Source organism: Reyranella sp. GW821-FHT12G01 (genome assembly GCF_058806575.1).
In genome coordinates this window covers 808,778-823,894 of the sequence record NZ_JBXAPV010000002.1, presented here as the reverse complement: position 1 = coordinate 823,894, position 15,117 = coordinate 808,778, and the positions used below count along the sequence as shown (strand labels likewise).

Here is a 15,117-nt window from a genome sequence, read left to right as displayed (position 1 = left end):
GGGCTCAGACCTTCTTGCGCATGCTGGGGCCGAACAGCCCGTGCGGCCGTACCAGCAGCACGACCAGCAGGACGACGTAGGGGGCGACGTCCTTCCAGCCCTGCGGCAGGTAGAAGCCGGCCAGCGTCTCGATCACGCCGATGATCAGCCCACCGATCAGCGCGCCGGGGATTGAGCCGAACCCGCCCAGCACCGCCGCCGGGAAGGCCTTTAAGCCCAGCGCCAAACCGACGTTGGAGTGGATGAAGGTAATGGGGGCCAGCAGCACGCCGGCGGTCGCCGCGACGGCGGCGCTGATCGCCCAGATCAGCGAGACCACGCGTTTCACCGGGATGCCCATGTAATAGGCCGCCAGCATGTTCTCCGACGTCGCGCGCATCGCCGTGCCGAGCCGCGTGTAGTTGAAGAAGGCGTAGAGCACGATGCAGAGGATGACGGTGGCGACGATCACCGAGAGCTTGTCGTGGGCGATAACAAGGTCGCCGAGCTTCAGCACGCCCGTGGAGAACGGCGTCTCGATCTTGAGGTCGTCGGTTCCCCAGATCATGCCGGCGACGGAGCGCAGGAAGTAGCCCAGGCCGATCGTCGCCATGACGATCGAGAATTGCGGATAACCGAGGATCGGCCGGATCAGGATGCGCTCGGTCGCCATGCCGAACACGGCCATGCCGCAGACGGCGAACAGGAAGCCCAGCCAGTAGTCGAGGCCGATCAGGCCGATGAAGGTGAACACGAAGAAGCCGCCCAGCATCATCAGGTCGCCCTGGGCGAAGTTCACGACTTCCGTCGCCTTGTAGATCAGGACGAAGCCGAGCGCGATCAGGCCGTAGACGCAGCCGAGAGCGATTCCGCTCACCAGCTGCTGGATGAAGTCGAGCATTCCCTAACCCTGTAAACCGGCCGTTTATTGGCTTCGCGTTTAACTTGAATCATAAGACATGGCAGCGCTGCGGGGAGTCAATGGATTTTCAGCCGGCGCGCTATACTGTGGATCGATCCAGTGCTCGTTACCGGAGAATTTTCATGTCGCTCGCCGAGCAGGCCGTCCCCTCGGGAAGGCCGCCGTCGCCGTTCTATACCGAGGAGCACGAAGCGTTCCGGAGCACCGTTCGGCGCTTCGTCGAGCGCGAGATCATGCCCCATGTCGACCAGTGGGACGAAGCCGAAGAGTTCCCGCGCGAACTCTATCGCAAGGCCTCGGCTGCAGGGCTGATGCAGCTGGGTTTCCCCGAGGCATATGGCGGCGTTCCGACCGATCCGTTCTTCGGCATCGTCAAGGCCGAGGAGATGGCGCGCCACGGCAGCGGCGGCCTCAACGCCAGCCTGAACAGCCACACCATTGGTTCCCCGCCGATCGCGGCGCTGGGGCCGGAATGGATGAAGCGCAAGGTCCTGCCCGAGGTGCTGGCCGGAGAGAAGATCAGCGCGCTCGCCATCACCGAACCCAGCGGCGGCTCGGACGTGGCGAACCTCAAGACCACGGCGCGGCGCGAGGGTGACCACTATGTCGTCAACGGCTCGAAGATGTTCATCACCTCAGGGATGCGCGCCGATTACTACACGGTCGCGGTGCGCACCGGTGGGCCGGGCGCAGGCGGCGTCTCGCTGCTCCTGATCGAACGCGACCGCGAGGGTTTTGCCCGGACCAAACTCAAGAAGATGGGCTGGTGGGCGTCTGATACCGCGCAGCTCTTCTTCGACAATGTGAAGGTCCCGGTCGAGAACCTGATCGGCGAGGAGAATCGCGGCTTCATCGGCATCATGCTGAACTTCAATTCCGAGCGGCTGGGCATGTCGGCCGGCGCCTGCGGCTACGCCAAGGTCTGCCTCGACGAGGCGATCGCCTATGCTCGTGAGCGCCACACCTTCGGCAAACCCTTGATCGCCAACCAGGTGGTGCGCCACCGGCTGGTCGACATGGCGATGCGCATCAACGCCGTGAAGTCGACGCTCGAGCTGCTGGCCTACCGGGTCGGGCAGGGTGAGAAGCCGGTCGCGGAGATCTGCATGCTGAAGAACCTCGCGACCTCGACGATGGAATTCTGCGCCAACGAGGCGATGCAGGTGTTCGGCGGCGCGGGCTACCTGCGCGGCGCCAAGGTCGAGCGCATCTATCGCGAGACCAAGGTGATGTCGATCGGCGGCGGCTCGACCGAGATCATGAAGGATCTCGCCGCCCGGCAGATGGGGCTTTAAATGGAAAAAGACGCGCGCATCGCGCTCTTCCAGCAGTGGTTCTCCGACAACATCCCGCACAACAAGGCGCTGGGCCTGAAGGTGATCGGCGCCTCGCGCGGCTTTGCCTCGATGCAGCTCGACTGGCGCGAGGAACTTGTCGGCAATCCCGAGACCGGCGTGCTGGCGGGCGGTCCGTTGACCGCGATGCTCGACGGCTGCTGTGGCATGTCAGTCGCCACGATGCTGAAGGCGCCGGAGCCTTTCGCGACGCTCGACCTGCGCATCGACTATGTGCGGCCGGCGGAACCCGGCAAGCCGGTGATCGCCGAAGCCGAGTGCTACCGCATCACACGGTCGGTCGCCTTCACGCGCGCCTTCGCCCATCACGGCGATGCCAAGGACCCGATCGCGGCGGCGGCCGGCACCTTCATGCTGGGCACCAAGGGCAAGGCGACGCGGCCGGCGCTGGTGGACAAGCCATGAGCGCGCTGCTGCAACGCCTCGCCGAGGCACGCAAGGAGGGCAACGTCGCCCGCCTGGCCGAAGCCATTCCCTATGCGCGCTGGATGCAGATCGCGCCCGAGAACGGCACGGGCGAGCTGCTGACCCGCATGCGCTATCACCCGGAGCTTATAGGCAACACGTTCCTGCCGGCGATCCATGGCGGCACCTTGGGCGCCATGCTGGAGATGGCGGCGATCTTCCATCTCCTGTGGGAGACGGAGACCGAGACGGTGCCGAAGATCGTCAACATCACCGTCGACTATCTGCGTTCCGCGCGCCCGGTCGACGTGATCGCCTGCGCCAAGGTGACGAAGCAGGGGAGGCGCATGGTCAACGTCTTCGCCGAAGCCTGGCAGGAAGACCGCTCCCGCCCCGTCGCGACGGCCAACGCCCACTTCCTGGTCAAATCCGATGCCGACGCCCCGCCGTCGCTTTAGATCTTTTGGGAACCCAAAGCACATGGCGACGACTAGACGAAGAATACTTGGCGCTGCAATAGTTTCGGCAGCTCTTCTTGGGGCCGGCATTGCAACGAGTGTTCTTGCTAGGACTTCCAGCGAAGAGGAAAAAGTCTGCCCTTACGATGGCGTAAGGTTTCGCTTTACGGGGCAAGCCTCAGGCACGGTCTTCGGTCGGCAGCTTGATTTTCAGCAAGTCGGGATGATCAGTAGCCCTTGGCCAATTGCCGTCTGCCCTACAAACGGATTCGTATTCTATAAACACAAATTCGACGACGCCGAGCTCGACAAGTTGCGGCCGTTTGTTCTTTCGGCCGAATACCAAGCGACGAAGGACGAGACATCTTATTATCGGGCATTCTGGCTGATGGATCGGTCAGGAGGGGCGCATTCATTAGCTTCCGAGACGCTGCTTGCCGCTACCTGGGAAGCGGGCGGAGATCAATACACGCGTTACGCAGAGGAGTTACTGGCAAGACTGCCGGCTGACGTCGCTCTTGCTGAAGGAGCGCAGCGCCGCAAGTTTATTGTCCTGCAAGGTGAATTGCTGCGGCGACTTGAACGGTTCGATGATGCGGCTGAACATTTGCGGCGTTGGCAATCGGAGTTGGGTTCGACAAGCACAGAAGGCCTGATCGCGGCCTACGAGCTGCAATTGATCGCTCGGCGAGATTCGGGACACCAGCATCTTATCTCGGATGCTATCGAAGCAGGTGAGCGTGACCCAGCTGTCTGGACTGCGCGTCGGAGCCCAGCTTCTCTGGATGAAGCGTGGGCACAGACGAATGTGTTCAAGTTCCCTTCTTTCCGAGCCCGTCCCCGGTTTCAATGGTCGATTGACGGTGAAACGATCACAGGTACCGAAGCTCCGATAACGGAGTTTATTTGGCAGCGGGAAGACAAGAATCTTGTCCGGTTTGACCTCGCCTCAGGCACCCGAACGATCCTGAAAACTCCGGTCAGCTGGGCTTCCATAGCTCGTTCCCAGGATGGCAATACGATCTGGGCCATTGACAGTGGAGACAAAGCATCTTGGCGATTCCTTCAAATCGACAGTCGATCTTTGGAGGTGACTTGGAACGCGCCGGCAGCGCCATGGACGTCGCAATTTGCAGTATCTCACGATCAAAAATCGCTCTTGGTTCACGCCAAGGAAGGGCTTGCAGCATTCGATCTGGGCACTGATGGGCTGAGGCCACTCAAGTCTCCATCCTTCTCCGTGGAGCCAAATCGCTGGCAGCTGATTGGAGCTGACCCCTTCAATCCCAAGATTGTCATCGTGCACCAAAAGTCGATCTTTGTTTGGGATTATGAAAAGGGCGTATTCGAGACCCAGATCCGGCCCACGACTTGGACCGGCTCGCTTGATGCGCGGACGGCTCAGGCACTCTATGTTGCTGAGGGTCGACGTTTGGTTGTGGCCGCCAGTTTGGAGTCCGGCAGGACTTACGAGGTCTCTACATGGGATCTGCAAAGCGGAGCGCTGATCTCTCGCACGGTGGTAAACGAACAATCCTGCCAACTGTCAGGCAGTGGCGACAAGCAGCTGTTCGCGCTGGGATGCTGGAGCGGGGTGTATGCTACTGATGCGAACCATACGGATCGGTTCGTCAAGGTTTTGAACTCGGCGGAGGGCCACGAGATCGAGGAGATCGCGTTCAGCCCTGACGCCAAAAAGCTCGCAGCAAGAACGATGAGCGCCTTATTTGTCTATTCAATCCGCCGGTAGCGTCACCCCAGCGGATTGCTCAGATCCACGCCGTACTGCTTCGCGTTCCGCGCCATGTAGTGCTCGCGGCCGTGCACGGCCTCGCCGCGGACGGCGGTTTCGACCATGTCCATGAAGGTGTGCCAGCCCATGGCGTTCAGTTTCACGAACTTCTCGAGCACCGGCAGGTGTTCGAGCGTGAAGGTCGTGCCTTCGGCGGCGGCCGCCATGGTCAGGATCAGATAGGATTCAGGGTAGGGCGAGGTCGCATCCCCGGGATTGTACACGTTCCATGTGTAAGCCAGCCGGCCCGGCGGCTGCCATTGTGTGACAACACCGCGAATGTGGCCGCCCATCAGCGAGACGGCGCCGCCGACGCGTGGCTCGATCCGGCCCTCGCCGTACCAGCCGGGCAGGCGGCTCGTGTCGGCCAGGAAATTCCAGGCCTGTGCGGGTGGGCCGGGAAGGTGCCTCTCGAAGCGCACCATATGCGCATGGGTGAATTGCGCGCCGTCGCTCATGGACTTTCCTACTTCTTGGCTTAAAGAAAACGCCGCACATGGATTACGAATCCCTCAAGACCCCGGCCGACGACGTCGTTCGTGACGGCGCCAGCTTCGAGGCCTATCGACACCCGGGCGACTTGATCGATTCACATCACCCGATAATCGTGGCCTATGCAAGGCGTGTGGCCGGCGAGGGCAGCGATCGCGAGAAGGCGCTGCGGCTCTACTACGCCGTGCGCGACGAGCTGCGCTACGATCCCTACAACACACCGATGAAGCGCGAGGCCTATCGCGCCAGCGCGACCGTCGAAGCCGGTCATGGTTACTGCGTGAACAAGGCGGGCGTCATGGCTGCGGTCTGTCGCGCCGCCGGCATCCCGGCCCGGCTGGGCTACGCCGACGTGCGCAACCACATGACGACCAAGCGCCTGTCGGAGCTGATGGGCAGCGACGTCTTCTACTATCACGGCTACACCGACGTCTGGCTCGACGGGCGCTGGGTCAAGGCGACGCCGGCCTTCAACCGCGAGCTCACCGACAAGTTCGGCCTGAAGCCGCTCGACTGGGACGCGGTGGGCGATTCGATCTATCACCCGTTCGATCTCAGCGGCCGTCGTCACATGGAATATCTCGCCTATCGCGGCGTATTCGCCGACATCCCGTTCGACGAGATCCGCGACGCCTTCCGCCATTACTACCCGCGGCTGTCGCGGGCGCAGGAAGAGATGGCCCAAGGCGATATGGCACTGGGTGGCGATTTCGGCGCCGAGGGCGCTGCGGAAGTGGAACCCAAGTGAATCTCGCACCGCGTTCGCCCGCCTACATCGCATTGTTGGTGGCGCTGGGCAGTTTCGGCCCGCTCACCATGAGCATCTACACGCCGGTCATGCCGTCGGTCGGCCACGAGCTGCTGGCGACGCCGGACAATGTGAAGCTGACGCTCACCACCTACATGCTGGGCTTCGCGGTGGGGCAGCTCTTCTACGGGCCGCTCAGCGACCGGTTCGGGCGCCGGCCGGTCCTGCTGGCCGGGCTGCTGTTCTTCACGATCACCAGCTTCGCCTGTTCCTTCGCGCCGTCGATTGGCGGACTGATCGGCCTGCGTATCCTGCAGGGTCTTGGCGCGGCGTCGGGATCGGTGCTGGGGCGCGCGCTGACGCGCGATGCCTACACCTTCAAGGAAATGCCGCTGGTCATGAGCTGGATCTCGCTCGGCCAGAACATCGCGCCGTCGCTGGCGCCGACGGTCGGCGGCTTCCTCGGCGAATGGGCGAGCTGGCGCGCGACCTTCTGGTTCGTGGGCGGCTTCGGCACGATCCTGTTCCTGGTCACGCTGGCGGGCCTGCGCGAGACCAACAAGTTCCGCAGCGAGCGCATCGACATTTCGAGCCTGCTGAGCGGTTCGGGCGAGATGCTGCGCGACCGCCGCTTCCTCGGCCATATCCTGCCGCTGGGCTTTGCCTTCGCCATGAACTTCGGGATGCTCGCGGGCGTGCCGTTCGTGCTGCAGGAGAGCATGGGCTTCAGCCCGCGCGAGTTCGGGCTGATCGTGCTGCTCTCGGTCGGCGGCTTCACCGCGGGCACCTTCGTGAACAACCGACTGGTTGGCCGCGTCGCGCCGGTCGACATCATCATGTTCTCGGGCTGGTTCCACGTTGCGGCACTGGTCGGGATGGCCGCGCTTTCGCTCTCCGGCATCGTTACCTGGTGGGCCATCGTCGGCCCGCACATGCTGCTGAGCTTCGGCACCGGCATGATCGTTGCCAACGCAAATGCCGGCGCCGTGGGCATGTATCCGCGCCTGGCCGGCACCGCCTCGTCGCTGGCGGGCCTCGCGCAGATGGGCATGGGCGCCATGGGCACGGTCGCGGTGGCGGCGCTCACGGTGATCGGCAGCCGCTACATCGCGATGCCGATGGTGATCGGGCTCGCACCCTTCGCCGTTGCAACGGTGCTGAGCGCGCGGCTGTTGCGCGGCGAGCCGCGGACCCCGAAACTGGATCAATAGAAGAGGGAGAAGAAGACAATGGCGAACATGTTGAAGGACAAGGTCGTGCTGGTGACCGGCGCGGGCGGCGGCATCGGCCGCGAGATGGCGCTGCTGGCGGCCAAGGAAGGCGCCAAGGTCGTGGTCAACGATCTGGGCGGCGCGGTCGACGGCGAGGGCAGCGGCAGCGCGACGGCGGCCGAGAAGGTCTGCGCCGAGATCGCGGCGGCGGGCGGCCAGGCCGTTCCCAATGGCGACAGCGTGGCCGACCCGGCAGGTGCTGAGCGCATGATCAAGGCGGGTGTCGAGAATTTCGGCCGCATCGACGGCGTCATCAACAATGCCGGCATCCTGCGCGACCGCATCTTCCATCGCATGAGCCACATGGACTGGAAGATGGTCATCGACGTCCATCTGAACGGCTCGTTCAACACCAGCCGCGCCGCCGCCAACTACTTCAAGGAGCAGAAGTCGGGTGCCTTCGTGCACTTCACCTCGACCTCCGGCCTCGTCGGCAATTTCGGCCAGGCCAACTACTCGGCCGCGAAGATGGGCATCATCGGCCTGTCGCGCTCGATCGCGCTCGACATGGCGGCGTTCAACGTCCGCTCGAACTGCATCTCGCCGTTCGCCTGGACGCGTATGATCGGCACCATCCCCGCCGACACCGACGCGCAGAAGGCGCGCCTCGAGCGCTCCAAGAAGATGACCCCGGCCAAGATCGCGCCGATGGCCGTCTACCTCCTGTCCGATTCGGCGCAGCAGCAGGGCATCACCTCGCAGATCTTCGGCGTGCGCATGAACGAGATCATGCTGTTCAACGCCAACCGTCCGGTACGCTCCGTGCATAACTCCGAGGGCTGGACCTTGGAGGACATCGCCGAGCACGCCGTGCCGTCGATGAAGCCCTACTTCACCGACATGAAGCGCTCGCCCGAGTACTTCACCTGGGATCCGATCTAAGTCCCAGTATCCAACAGCCCCTCATCCCGGGAAGGCGCTCTTCCCGGGTGAGGGTCGCCAACCGGAGTTGAGAGACATGGCCGCCGAGAACATGAAGAACGAGCCCAAGATCGATCCCAAGGAGATCCTCGAAGGCATCGTCGAGTGGATCGAGATCGAGAGCCCGAGCCACGACGCGAAGGCGGTCAATGTCATGGTCGACAAGGTCGAGGGCCAGTGCCGCGACCTTGGCCTGAACCTCAACCGCACGCCGGGCCGCGACGGCTTCGGCGACATCCTGGAAGCCAAGACCCCGGCCGAATGGAGCACGGGGCAGGGCAAGGGCATCCTGGTTCTCGCCCATCTCGACACGGTCCATCCGCTCGGGATGAAGGAGAAGGAGCTGAAGATCCGCCAGGAAGGCGACAGCGTCTACGGCCCCGGCATCTACGACATGAAGGCGGGCGGCTACATCGCCTACTACGCGCTGCGTCACCTGGTCCGCCAGGGCAAGAAGACCAAGCTGCCCGTGACGTTCCTGTTCATTCCCGAGGAAGAAGTCGGCAGCCCGACCTCGCGCGCCCGCATCGAGGAAGCCGCGAAAGGCCACAAGTATGCGCTGGTGATGGAGCCGGGCCGCGACGGCGACAAGGTCGTGACCTCGCGCAAGGGCGTCGGTCGCTTCACCCTGACGGTGAAGGGCCGTGCCGCCCATGCCGGCGTGCGCCACGAAGACGGCCGCAGCGCCATCCTCGAGATCGCGCGCCAGATCGTGCGCATCGAGGAGAAGACCGACTATGCCCGCGGCATCACCTGCAATGTCGGCCTGATCCGCGGCGGCTCGGGCGTGAACGTGACGCCGGCCGAATGCTCGATCGACGTCGACCTGCGCGTGCCCAGCATGCAGCTCGCCGAGGAGATGACGCACTGGTTCCTGAACCTCGAACCGATCGGCAAGGAAGTCGAGCTGACGGTCGAGGGCGGCATGAACCGCCCGCCCTACCAGAAGGACGCGGGCATCACCGATCTCTTCCAGAAGGCGCAGGCGATCTATCGCGAGATCGGCAAGGAGCTGAACGACGTGCCGCTGACCGGCGGCGGCAGCGACGGCAACTTCACGGCGGCACTCGGCATCCCGACGCTCGACGGCCTCGGCGCCGACGGCAAGGGCGCCCACGCCATCACCGAGCAGATCTATTATTCGTCCTTGCAGCCCCGCACCTACCTCTGCGCCCGCCTGCTGGAGACGCTGGAGTAGGGGCTACTTGTCGTCCTGAGCGAAGCGAAGGACCTCCCATAGCGGGCAGACGAGTGCGCAGCGAACCGGAGATCCTTCGCTGCGCTCAGGATGACATGAGAAGCTGAGGCCCTCGTCGCGTCTCAGTAAGCCGCAGTGAAGCAAAAAAGCCCGTCGTCCTGAGCGAAGCCGCCCGTAGGGCGGTGCAGTCAAAGGACCTCTTTTCGCCTCGACACACCGTGCGCCGGAAAAGAGGTCCTTCGACTACGCGCCTTCGGCGCTCCGCTCAGGACGACGGGCTTTCTTAACGAGCGCTCAGTAAGCCGCCGTGAACCGCTTGTGCAGGTGCTTCGGCTTCTCGATCTCGTTCATGATCGCGACCGCGAAGTCCTCGCGGCTGATCTGGCTCACGCCTTCCTTGTCCTCGAGCAACTGGTCCTTGCCGAGGCGGAACTTGCCGGTGCGGTCGCCGGGCTGGATCGAGGCGGGCGGCGAGATCGCCGTCCAGTCGAGGTCCTTCACCTTGCGCACTTCCTCCAGCGCCAGCGATGCGGGCTTGGAGGTCGGCGGCTGGATGCCGCGATCGGCCATGTGGTCGAGATGGGTGCGGCCGTCGGCGCGCAGCAGGCTGCCGGCGCCGACTACGAACAGCACGCGCTTCACGCCGCTCTTGCGGACCGCTTCCAGCACGTGATGGACGCTGGCCTCGTTCCACTTCACCGAGGCCACGACGATGTCGTGACCCTTGAGGATCGCCGACATCGAGGTGACGTCGGTGGTGCTGCCCTGGCGGATGGTCATGCCGGCGCGCGGCTTCAGCTTCGAGGCATCGCGGGTGATGGCGGTGACGCTGTGCTTGCGCGACAGCGCCTCGTCGAGGACGTGGCTGCCGATATTGCCCGTGGAGCCGATGAGGGCGATGGCTGTCATTGCGTTTCCTTCATGAGGTCGCGCAGGGCCGCCACGGTCTCCGCCGGCGCCTCCTGCGGGACGTTGTGGCCGATCCGGGGCAGCATGCGGCGCTCGTAGCCGGCCTTGAACTTGTCGGATTGGCCGTCGCGGTCTGAGGCGGGACCGACGCCGTCGGCCGCGCCGTGGAGATTGATGGTCGGCACATTGATCTCGGGCTGCTTCGCGAGCCGTGCCTCGAGCGGTTCGAGCGCGGGGTCGCCCTTGGTGTAGCCGTAACGGTGCCGGTAGGACTGGATCACCACGTCGACGAAGTCGGGATTGTCGAACGAGGTCGCCGTCTTCTCGAAAGTCGCGTTGTCGAACTTCCATTCGGGCGACCACAGCGACCACAGCAACTTGCAGACGTCGCGGCGGTTCTTGGTGAGGCCGGCGCGGCCGCGTTCGGTGTTGAAATAGTACTGGTACCAGAGCCGGTGCTCGGAGGCGGCGGAAGCCGGCTCGACCGAGGCCGCGATGTTCTGGAGGTTGTAGCCGGTGCAGCTCACGAGGCAGCGTACGCGCTCGGGCCACAGCGCCGAGACGATGACGGCCGCCCGGCCGCCCCAGTCGTAGCCCGCCAGCGCGGCGCGCTGGATGCCGAGCGCGTCCATCAACTGCAGCAGGTCGTGGCCAAGTGCTGCCTGCTCGCCCGAGCGCAGCGTGTCCGGGGAGAGGAAGCGGGTGGGGCCGTAGCCGCGCAGATAGGGCACCAGCACGCGATTGCCGCCGGCCGCCAGCGCCGGGGCGACCTCGTCGTAGGCACGCACGTCGTACGGGAAGCCGTGCAGCAGGATAACCGGCGCGCCGTCGGGCGGCCCGTGCTCCTCGTAGGTGACGTCGAGGACGTCGGTGCGGACGGATTTGCGTTGCATCCGCTGACATATAGACGGCCCCGGGCGGCGTTGACAGCCGTCCGTGCCGCGACCAGCCTTCAAAGATGAGCCGGATCGGCGATTTTCTGACCCTGGAGCAGACGCGCAGGCTGGGCGCCAAATCGAACCTGGTGGGCGCGCTGCTGGTGCTGCACGCCTGGGCGCTGATCGGCGGCAGCATGGCGCTGTTCGCCTGGTGGCCCAATCCGTTCACCTTCCTGCTGGGCGCCATGGTGATCGGCGGCCGCCAGCTCGGCATCGCCATCCTGATGCACGATGCGGCGCACGGGCTGCTGTTCGCCGACAAGCGCCTCAACGACTGGGTCGGGAGCTGGCTCTGCGCCTATCCGGTGTTCACCAGCCTCACGCTCTACCGGCCCTACCACCTGCAGCATCACCGCTTCACGCAGCAGGCCGAGGATCCCGATCTCGGCCTGTCCGCGGCCTTCCCGACCAGCCGCACGAGTTTGCGCCGCAAGATCGTGCGCGACCTCACCGGACAGACAGCGTTCCTGCGGCGCGGCGAGCAGCTCCGCCGCGCGCTCGGTCCCGCCGATGCGCCGCTCGCCGTGCAGCTCGGCAATCTGTGGCGCAAGGAGAAGGGCTCGCTGATCGCCAACCTCGTCCTGCTCGCGGGCCTGTCGGCGATCGGCTACTGGTGGCTCTATCCGGTGATGTGGCTGCTGCCGCTCGCCACCTGGTACCAGCTCGTGAGCCGCATCCGGAACATCGCCGAGCATGCGATCGTGTCGGACAACGACGATCCCCTGCGCAACACCCGCACCACCTACGCCAATCCGCTGATGCGGCTTCTGGTGGCGCCCTACTGGGTGAATTATCACCTGGAACATCACCTGTTCATGTTCGTGCCGTGCTGGCGCCTGCCGCAGGCCCATCGCGCGCTGCTGGACGGCGGTCGCCGGCTTTCGATGGAACTGAAGCCCGGCTACCTTGCGGTGCTCAGGGCCGCCACGACCGCCACGACCGGCACGAAGGGCGGCGATCGCGGCTCCGGCGAACGCGCCGCGCAACACATCTGAATCATCGGGACGACGAGAAGGCAAAAGAAAAGGCGGTCCCTTTGGGGGGCCGCCTTTCCGTTTCGTCCTGTTTGACTCGTCTTGCTTACTGGGCCGGGCAGGGATGGATGTTCATCTCCGGGCCGAGGTCGTACGGCGGCGGCACCTGGGCCAGCGTCGTCACCTTCGGGTCCATCGCCCAATCGAACGCGCGCTTGCCACGAGCGCAGAACTCCTTGTCCGTCGGCGCGCGCTGCGCCGTGCGGTTGGCGATTTCCGTCACGATCACGTCGGTGTTGAAGCGCTTGCGACCGGCGATCTGCGAGAGCGAGCGGGCGTTGGTCGCGAACTCGTTGCGGAACTTGCCGACGAAGTCGGCATAGACGGTCTCGTAAGCGCGGCGTCCACCCGGACCCTGGCACTGCAGGGTCACGACCTGAAGCTCCTGCTGCACCATGCGGGCCCGCACGATGGAGAGGTCGGCTTCGTTGTAGCAGATCGCGCGGATCTGACCCGCGGGAGGCGACGGCGGAACGGGTGCCTGGTAGTCGGCCGCCGGCGCCTTCACGGGCGCTGCTGCCGTCTGGGACTGGCCGCCGAGCGTGCAGGCGCCCAATGCCAGGATACTTCCCGAAAGAATTGCCGCCTGCGTAAGCCTCTTGAACATTCAGGTACTCCCAAGGCCGTTGGCCGGAAACCGCCAGCGGGTACAACAGTTAGACGCCCGTTTCAAATCCAAATACCACTTACGGTCACGGAACGGCCGAATTACCGGAAATTTCACTGTAAAGCTTTGGTGAGCGCGCGGTCGAAGATCTCGAGGCCGAGGTCGATTTCCGCCTCGTCCACGGTGAGCGGCGGCGCGATACGGAATATCCCGAATCCGCCGCGGACGGTACTGGTCATCATCCCCATCTCCAGGCAGGTCCGCGCGACCTTCTGGGCAAGCTCAGGATCGGGCGTCCGCGAGCGCCGGTCCTTCACCAGGTCGAGGCCGAGCAGCAGGCCGCGGCCGCGCACGTCGCCGATGCAGTCGTAGCGCTGCTGTAGCGCCATCAGGCCATCCTTCAGCCGCTTCCCGAGGGTTGCCGCGCGTTCCGTGAATTTATCCCGCAGGATGACTTCGATCACCTTGAGCCCGACCGCGGCGGGCAGGGGGTCTGAGGCGTGGGTCGTATAGAAGAGGAAGCCGCGCTCGGCCGCCACGTCCTCGATCTCGGGCGTCGTCAGCATGGCGGCGAGCGGCAGGCCGGCCCCCAGCGTCTTGGAGAGGGTGAGATACTGCGGGGTCACGCCGTCGCGTTCGCAAGCGAACAGGGTGCCGGTGCGACCAAGGCCGGTCTGCGCCTCGTCGAAGATCAGGTGCATGTCGCGCTCGCCGCACTTGGCCTCCAGTGCCGCCATCCAACCCTCGGGCGGTTCCAGTACCCCGCCCGAACTCAGGATCGGCTCGACGATGCAGGCCGCCAGCGCGCCGCTCGACTGCCGGTCGATCAGCTCGAAGCCGAAGTCGAGTTCGCCCTGCCAGTCGTAGACGCCGCGATCGTCGATGAAGCGCGAGCGGTAGGTGTCGGGGGCGGGCAGGACCAGCGCGCCGGGTTGCGGCGGGCCATAGCCCTTGCGGGCCGACGCGTAGGTCGCCGAAGCGGCGCCGCCGGTGACGCCGTGCCACGACCGGCTCATCGCCACGATCTCGTGCCGGCCGGTCACCAGCTTGGCCATGCGTAGGGCGGCCTCGTTCGACTCGCCGCCGGTCGAGACCAGCAGCATGCGGTCGAGCTTGCCGGGGGAGACCTGGGCGATCAGCGCCGCCAGCTCGACCACGGGACGCGACAGGATCGTCGAATAGAGGTGGTCGAGCTCGCCGATGTAATGCCGCGCCACCTCGACGATCTCGCGATGGCTGTGGCCCAGGATCGCGCTCATCTGGCCGGAGGTGAAATCGAGGATCCGGCGGCCGTCGGCATCGGTGAAGTAGTTGCCCGCCGCGCTCTCGGCGATCAGCGGCGAGTAGGCGCCGCCATAGCGCACCAGATGGGCATTGGCCTTGGCCCAGAAATCGGGATCGGCGTTCTTGCTCATGCGGGCAGGGCCTCCAGCGCGGCCTTGACCAGCGGCATGCGGTCGTTGCCGAAATACATGTCGTTGCCGACGAAGATCGTCGGGCTGCCGAAGCCGCCTCGCGCGATCAGCTCGTCGGTGTTGGCCCTCAGCCGCGACTTGCAGGAATCGGTCTCGATGCCGGCGAAGAAGCGCTGGCGCTCGATGCCGGCTTTCTTGGCGATGTCTGCCAGCACGTCTTCCTTCGAAAGGTCGCGGTCGTCGCCCCAATAGGCTTCGAAGGCGGCGGTGGCGTAGGGGACGAGCTTGCCCTCGTCGAGCGCCACGAAGGCGCCGCGCATGGCCTTGACGCTGTTCACCGGGAAGACGGTGGGCGGGAACTTGATGGCGAGGCCATAGAGGCGCGCCCAGTCCTGCATGTCCTTCTGGCTATAGGCCTGCTTCAGCGGATTGGGCTTGGCGCGGTTCTCGTAGACGGTCTGGTTGACGGCGTTGAAAACCCCGCCGACCAGGATGGGCTTCCAGACGATCTCCGCGCCGGTCTCCGCGGCGACCGGCTGGACCGCGTGGAAGGCGAGGTAGGTCCAGGGACTCGAGCAATCGAAGTAGAAATCCAGTTGCCGCGCCATTTCGTCCCCCTTGAAGCCGTTCGCCTTGTCGTTGCCACACCTGGCGCATATCTTGCAAATCCATG

16 protein-coding genes are annotated in these 15,117 nt (G+C 64.8%); 9 read left to right on the top strand and 7 right to left on the bottom strand.

The genetic code is table 11. The features are described from left to right. Positions 1-4: 4 nt before the first annotated feature. Entirely contained in the window at positions 5-880 is an 876-nt protein-coding gene (locus AC1RP5_RS23390; RefSeq protein WP_493114704.1) for a branched-chain amino acid ABC transporter permease, read from the bottom strand. Positions 881-1,023: 143 nt separating this feature from the next. On the opposite strand from AC1RP5_RS23390, the gene AC1RP5_RS23385 reads away from it, so the two are divergent. From AC1RP5_RS23385 to AC1RP5_RS23370, 4 genes are read left to right on the top strand one after another with little or no spacing between them, the layout of a single operon-like run. Continuing rightward, positions 1,024-2,196 carry an acyl-CoA dehydrogenase family protein gene (locus AC1RP5_RS23385; RefSeq protein ID WP_493114702.1) on the top strand — a complete coding sequence of 391 codons (1,173 nt, stop codon included), beginning with the start codon at positions 1,024-1,026 and terminating at the stop codon, positions 2,194-2,196. Beyond that, on the top strand, positions 2,197-2,661 hold the full coding sequence (locus AC1RP5_RS23380) for a PaaI family thioesterase (RefSeq protein WP_493114701.1): 465 nt from the start codon (positions 2,197-2,199) through the stop codon (positions 2,659-2,661). Next, on the top strand, positions 2,658-3,119 hold the full coding sequence (locus AC1RP5_RS23375) for a PaaI family thioesterase (protein WP_493114699.1): 462 nt from the start codon (positions 2,658-2,660) through the stop codon (positions 3,117-3,119). The genes AC1RP5_RS23380 and AC1RP5_RS23375 overlap by 4 nt, the downstream gene beginning before the upstream one ends. A gap of 22 nt (positions 3,120-3,141) precedes the next feature. Next, complete coding sequence (locus AC1RP5_RS23370; RefSeq protein ID WP_493114698.1) at positions 3,142-4,869, top strand: YncE family protein; 1,728 nt, start codon at positions 3,142-3,144, stop codon at positions 4,867-4,869. Between the two features lie 2 nt (positions 4,870-4,871). Here AC1RP5_RS23370 and AC1RP5_RS23365 read toward each other — a convergent pair whose 3' ends face one another. Further along, a complete protein-coding gene (locus AC1RP5_RS23365; protein ID WP_493114696.1) occupies positions 4,872-5,369 on the bottom strand; it encodes an SRPBCC domain-containing protein in 498 nt (165 codons plus the stop codon). A 38-nt stretch (positions 5,370-5,407) separates the two neighbouring features. Between AC1RP5_RS23365 and AC1RP5_RS23360 the strand changes: the two genes are divergently transcribed. The 4 genes from AC1RP5_RS23360 (at position 5,408) to AC1RP5_RS23345 (ending at position 9,541) form a co-directional block, all read left to right on the top strand. Next, positions 5,408-6,151 carry a transglutaminase-like domain-containing protein gene (locus tag AC1RP5_RS23360; RefSeq protein WP_493114694.1) on the top strand — a complete coding sequence of 248 codons (744 nt, stop codon included), beginning with the start codon at positions 5,408-5,410 and terminating at the stop codon, positions 6,149-6,151. After that, positions 6,148-7,362: a multidrug effflux MFS transporter gene (locus AC1RP5_RS23355; protein ID WP_493114692.1), complete on the top strand. Its 1,215-nt coding sequence runs from the start codon at positions 6,148-6,150 to the stop codon at positions 7,360-7,362. Before AC1RP5_RS23360 ends, AC1RP5_RS23355 begins: the two co-directional genes overlap by 4 nt. Positions 7,363-7,380: 18 nt before the next feature. Continuing rightward, positions 7,381-8,304 carry an SDR family NAD(P)-dependent oxidoreductase gene (locus tag AC1RP5_RS23350; RefSeq protein ID WP_493114690.1) on the top strand — a complete coding sequence of 308 codons (924 nt, stop codon included), beginning with the start codon at positions 7,381-7,383 and terminating at the stop codon, positions 8,302-8,304. A gap of 76 nt (positions 8,305-8,380) precedes the next feature. Beyond that, positions 8,381-9,541 carry a M20 family metallopeptidase gene (locus AC1RP5_RS23345; RefSeq protein ID WP_493114689.1) on the top strand — a complete coding sequence of 387 codons (1,161 nt, stop codon included), beginning with the start codon at positions 8,381-8,383 and terminating at the stop codon, positions 9,539-9,541. Positions 9,542-9,835: 294 nt separating this feature from the next. Here the strand turns inward: AC1RP5_RS23345 and AC1RP5_RS23340 are convergent, their stop codons facing one another. Both AC1RP5_RS23340 and AC1RP5_RS23335 read right to left on the bottom strand, forming a co-directional pair. Further along, positions 9,836-10,450, bottom strand: coding sequence for an NAD(P)-dependent oxidoreductase (locus tag AC1RP5_RS23340; protein WP_493114688.1), 615 nt, complete (start codon positions 10,448-10,450; stop codon positions 9,836-9,838). Continuing rightward, positions 10,447-11,343, bottom strand: a complete 897-nt coding sequence (locus AC1RP5_RS23335) for an alpha/beta fold hydrolase (protein WP_493114686.1) — start codon at positions 11,341-11,343, stop codon at positions 10,447-10,449. Before AC1RP5_RS23335 ends, AC1RP5_RS23340 begins: the two co-directional genes overlap by 4 nt. Before the next feature lie 65 nt (positions 11,344-11,408). Here AC1RP5_RS23335 and AC1RP5_RS23330 point away from each other — a divergent pair, with 65 nt between their 5' ends. Then, positions 11,409-12,383: a fatty acid desaturase family protein gene (locus AC1RP5_RS23330; RefSeq protein WP_493114684.1), complete on the top strand. Its 975-nt coding sequence runs from the start codon at positions 11,409-11,411 to the stop codon at positions 12,381-12,383. 85 nt (positions 12,384-12,468) lie between these two features. On the opposite strand, the gene AC1RP5_RS23325 is transcribed toward AC1RP5_RS23330, so the two are convergent. The 3 genes from AC1RP5_RS23325 to AC1RP5_RS23315 all read right to left on the bottom strand — a co-directional run bounded on the left by AC1RP5_RS23325 (position 12,469) and on the right by AC1RP5_RS23315 (position 15,052). Beyond that, positions 12,469-13,029, bottom strand: coding sequence for a hypothetical protein (locus AC1RP5_RS23325; protein ID WP_493114682.1), 561 nt, complete (start codon positions 13,027-13,029; stop codon positions 12,469-12,471). Between the two features lie 113 nt (positions 13,030-13,142). Continuing rightward, on the bottom strand, positions 13,143-14,444 hold the full coding sequence (locus tag AC1RP5_RS23320; RefSeq protein WP_493114680.1) for an aspartate aminotransferase family protein: 1,302 nt from the start codon (positions 14,442-14,444) through the stop codon (positions 13,143-13,145). Next, positions 14,441-15,052, bottom strand: coding sequence for a 2-hydroxychromene-2-carboxylate isomerase (locus AC1RP5_RS23315; protein ID WP_493114679.1), 612 nt, complete (start codon positions 15,050-15,052; stop codon positions 14,441-14,443). Before AC1RP5_RS23315 ends, AC1RP5_RS23320 begins: the two co-directional genes overlap by 4 nt. Positions 15,053-15,117 lie beyond the last annotated feature (65 nt).

What these genes read in the sequence shown, in the direction of transcription:
- AC1RP5_RS23390 (WP_493114704.1), bottom strand. Translation starts at nt 880, where the DNA reads ATGCTCGACTTCATCCAGCAGCTGGTGAGCGGAATCGCTCTCGGCTGC.
- AC1RP5_RS23385 (WP_493114702.1), top strand. Translation starts at nt 1,024, where the DNA reads ATGTCGCTCGCCGAGCAGGCCGTCCCCTCGGGAAGGCCGCCGTCGCCG.
- AC1RP5_RS23380 (WP_493114701.1), top strand. Translation starts at nt 2,197, where the DNA reads ATGGAAAAAGACGCGCGCATCGCGCTCTTCCAGCAGTGGTTCTCCGAC.
- AC1RP5_RS23375 (WP_493114699.1), top strand. Translation starts at nt 2,658, where the DNA reads ATGAGCGCGCTGCTGCAACGCCTCGCCGAGGCACGCAAGGAGGGCAAC.
- AC1RP5_RS23370 (WP_493114698.1), top strand. Translation starts at nt 3,142, where the DNA reads ATGGCGACGACTAGACGAAGAATACTTGGCGCTGCAATAGTTTCGGCA.
- AC1RP5_RS23365 (WP_493114696.1), bottom strand. Translation starts at nt 5,369, where the DNA reads ATGAGCGACGGCGCGCAATTCACCCATGCGCATATGGTGCGCTTCGAG.
- AC1RP5_RS23360 (WP_493114694.1), top strand. Translation starts at nt 5,408, where the DNA reads ATGGATTACGAATCCCTCAAGACCCCGGCCGACGACGTCGTTCGTGAC.
- AC1RP5_RS23350 (WP_493114690.1), top strand. Translation starts at nt 7,381, where the DNA reads ATGGCGAACATGTTGAAGGACAAGGTCGTGCTGGTGACCGGCGCGGGC.
- AC1RP5_RS23345 (WP_493114689.1), top strand. Translation starts at nt 8,381, where the DNA reads ATGGCCGCCGAGAACATGAAGAACGAGCCCAAGATCGATCCCAAGGAG.
- AC1RP5_RS23340 (WP_493114688.1), bottom strand. Translation starts at nt 10,450, where the DNA reads ATGACAGCCATCGCCCTCATCGGCTCCACGGGCAATATCGGCAGCCAC.
- AC1RP5_RS23335 (WP_493114686.1), bottom strand. Translation starts at nt 11,343, where the DNA reads ATGCAACGCAAATCCGTCCGCACCGACGTCCTCGACGTCACCTACGAG.
- AC1RP5_RS23330 (WP_493114684.1), top strand. Translation starts at nt 11,409, where the DNA reads ATGAGCCGGATCGGCGATTTTCTGACCCTGGAGCAGACGCGCAGGCTG.
- AC1RP5_RS23325 (WP_493114682.1), bottom strand. Translation starts at nt 13,029, where the DNA reads ATGTTCAAGAGGCTTACGCAGGCGGCAATTCTTTCGGGAAGTATCCTG.
- AC1RP5_RS23320 (WP_493114680.1), bottom strand. Translation starts at nt 14,444, where the DNA reads ATGAGCAAGAACGCCGATCCCGATTTCTGGGCCAAGGCCAATGCCCAT.
- AC1RP5_RS23315 (WP_493114679.1), bottom strand. Translation starts at nt 15,052, where the DNA reads ATGGCGCGGCAACTGGATTTCTACTTCGATTGCTCGAGTCCCTGGACC.